This is a genomic window from Pedobacter sp. 01N416 (genome assembly GCF_056399685.1).
Window position 1 is genome coordinate 1 of sequence record NZ_JBFTRT010000533.1, and the last position, 3,506, is coordinate 3,506.

General features: G+C 37.2%; 3 protein-coding genes. 1 reads left to right on the forward strand and 2 read right to left on the reverse strand.

Annotation, left to right across the window (positions count from 1 at the left end; genetic code table 11):
• The coding region (locus tag AC1DND_RS23025; RefSeq protein WP_477584924.1) for an Ig-like domain-containing protein at positions 1–1,513 on the forward strand (1,513 nt) is incomplete at its 5' end.
• A 136-nt stretch (positions 1,514–1,649) separates the two neighbouring features.
• Here the strand turns inward: AC1DND_RS23025 and AC1DND_RS23030 are convergent.
• Together AC1DND_RS23030 and AC1DND_RS23035 are read right to left on the reverse strand one after the other, a co-directional pair.
• Positions 1,650–2,162, reverse strand: a complete 513-nt coding sequence (locus AC1DND_RS23030; RefSeq protein ID WP_477584925.1) for a gamma carbonic anhydrase family protein — start codon at positions 2,160–2,162, stop codon at positions 1,650–1,652.
• A 100-nt stretch (positions 2,163–2,262) separates the two neighbouring features.
• On the reverse strand, positions 2,263–3,506 hold a 1,244-nt coding region (locus AC1DND_RS23035; protein ID WP_477584926.1), incomplete at its 5' end, for an L-aspartate oxidase.

A 3,506-nucleotide genomic window follows, 5' to 3' on the forward strand; every position in this document is an offset into this window, starting at 1 on the left:
AAGCATGACTCCAAAAAATCAAACGAGGAATTTTAATGCTAAAAAAATTGTAATCGAGTTTGATGAATATTTTAATCTTAAAGATGAGTTTAAAGAATTTTCAATTTCACCCGATCAGGAAAAAACTCCTGAGTTAAAAAAGAGGCAAAAAAGATTAGAAATTAACCTTAAGGATTCTTTAGAAAAAAATACAACCTACACTTTAAACTTTGGAAAATCTGTAGCCGATGTTAACGAAGGAAATGTAGTTAAAAATTTATCCTATGTTTTTTCTACCGGCCCGGAAATAGATTCGTTATCATTAAGCGGCAAGGTAATCAATTCGCTAACCGACGAACCTGAGAAGGAAGTTACCGTATTTATTCTACCTTTAGAAAGAGACACCATTTTTGGAAAAAAACGCCCATCAATATATACCACTACTGATAGTGCAGGAACCTACAAATTGAATAACCTTAGAAAAGGTACTTATAAAGTGTATGCGGTTAAGGAAAGTAGCGGAGGAGGCGATAAAATATACCAGCAGATTTCGGATGAAGTTGGATTTGTAAAAGACCCTATTGTAATAGATAAAAATATAGAGAACATAGATCTGCAGATATTTAAGGAATTGGCACCAGAATTCCGAGTATTAGACCGAAAACTAAATAACGACGGCAGTATATCAATCATCTTTAACCAGCAGCTTAAAAGCCCTAAAATAACCATTACAGACCCACCAGCTGTTGACGTGGGTAAGTTTGTCCATTTCTCTAAAAATAATGATACCGCCAAAATATGGCTAAAAGACTTAAGCTTCGATTCGGTTAAGGTTGCCATACAAGATCAAGGTAAAGTTTTACAGACCTTAAACTTTACCCGGGGTAAAAAAGACACGTATACACGCGAGGTTACTGTTTCTGATAACTTATTGGGCGGTAAGTTAAACCCTTTCCAACAGTTAACGCTAACCTTTCCTTTTCCAATGACTGCTGCAGATCCATCAAAAATCACCCTTTTAGAAGACTCAGTAAAACGGACAACTTTTGAAGTAGTAAAAGACAGTGTAGATTTCCTTAAATACTATATAAAATACCCTTGGAAAAATAAAAGGACTTATGATTTGAAGCTAGCTGCAGGTGCTTTTACAGCTATATTCAATGCTAAAAACAAAGATGTAACCAAGAGATTTTCGCTCGAAAGCCAGGATGCTTATACTACGCTCGTATTAAATGTTACTGTTCCAGATACCGCTAAAAGATATGTTGTGCAGTTTCTAAACGAAAAAAAGGACATCATAAAATCTTTTCCGGTAAGCAAAAACTCAAAAGTTACTTTTTCTAAATATCCGGCAGGCAAGTATATGCTCAGGGTAATTTACGATGAAAATAAAAACGGAATCTGGGATACAGGAAATGTTAAAGAAGGATATCAACCCGAAAAAGTTTGGTATGTAAAGGCTTTAATGGATTTAAAACCTAACTGGGAACGTGAAGACCCATTGGTGATACCTGCACCACCTAAAAATAATTAAAATAGCTGTCACCCTGACTTGTAGCGCAGCGGAAAGCTACACAGTAAACCGAGCCTTAAGCGAGCTCACCGAAGGTAATTTATTTCAGGGTCTTAATGGCAACAAAGATGCTGAAACAAGTTCAGCATGACGGATACTAAGTGGTAAACCAACCCGAATACATGATATAATTATCAGGCAATTTATTCAATAAAGCCCTTTGCTCATCAGTAATGGGCTTTATTTTTTTTGCAGGCGTGCCAGCATATAAATAACCCGTTTCACATATCGTATTTTCCAATACTACAGATCCCGCTGCAATAATACAATACTCTTCTATAACAGCATGATCCATTACAATGGCACCCATGCCGATTAAAACATTATCCTGAACAGTACAGCCATGCACTATGGCATTGTGCCCTACAGATACCCGGTTACCGATGTGTGTAGAAGCTTTTAAGTAGGTTGCATGAATTACCGCACCATCTTGTATGTTTGATTCATTTCCAATCGTAATGGCATTTACATCGCCTCTAATTACAGCATTAAACCATACCGAGCATTTGTCACCTATTATTACATCACCCACTATTGTGGCATTCTCTGCAATAAAATTGTCTTTTCCAATTTCAGGGTATTTATCTTTTACGGGTAGTATTAAAGGCATAACTCTATTTTACGTCACCCTGAATTTATTTCAGGGTCTTATTATGTATTGTATATATGATACGTACATGCTGAACTAAATTCAGCATGACGATTCCACATTAAAAAACGGTATCTACTAATTCTTTTGCATGTTCAGGATAATCAGTAGTATAATGTAATCCCCTGCTCTCTTTCCGTTGCATGGCAGATTTGATCACCAGATAAGCAGTTTGAATTACATTACGCAATTCGCAAAGTTTAACTGAAACTTTATTTTTTTTATAAAATTCTTCTGTTTCCTGATAAATTAAAAACAAGCGGCGATGTGCTCTTTCCAAACGGAAATCAGAACGGACAATACCCACATAATCGCCCATAACCTTTTGTAGCTCCCTAAGGTTATGTGTTACCAATACATCCTCATTACTTTGGGTAACACCTTTAGAGTCCCACTCTGGGATATGATCGGGAATAATGTTATTTTGAAAGTTCTCGATAGCATCCTGGTAAATACGGTGTGCAAAAACCGTAGCCTCTAATAACGAATTGGAAGCCAAACGGTTAGCCCCATGCAAACCTGTTGAAGAGCATTCGCCACAGGCATATAAATTTTTAATTGAAGAGCGACCATATTCATCAACTAAAATGCCACCACACATATAATGAGATGCAGGTGTAACAGGTATATAATCTTTCGTCATATCTATCCCTATTGATAAACATTTGGCATATATATTAGGAAAGTGTTTCAGAATATCTGCTTTCTTGCGCATGGTAATATCAAGGTAAACAAAGTCATCGCCTGATTTCTTCATTTCATTATCTACCGCACGGGCTACTATATCACGTGGTGCCAAAGATTTACGCTCATCATATTCATGCATAAATTCCTCACCATTCTTCCGTCTTAAAACACCACCAAAACCCCTAACAGCTTCTGATATTAAGAACGATGGGTACTCTCCAGGATGATACAAAGCAGTGGGATGGAACTGAATAAACTCCATATTCCTTACCTTTCCTTTTGCACGGTAAACCATTGCCATACCATCGCCTGTTGCAATAACCGGATTTGTTGTGGCCGAATATACATGTCCGGCACCACCCGAAGCCATCACAGTCACATTTGCCACAATCTTTTCCACATCGTTAAGCTCTGTGTTAAAGGCATATACACCATAACAGTTGATATCTTCGGTACGTTTATCAACAAACTCACCCAGGTGATGCTGGGTAATTAACTCCAGCGCAAAGTAATGTGTTAATATCTCTATGTTGTTATTCTCATGAATTTCATTCAGCAATACCCGCTCAATCTCGTATCCGGTGATGTCTTTGTAGTGCAAAACACGGTGTTCAGAGT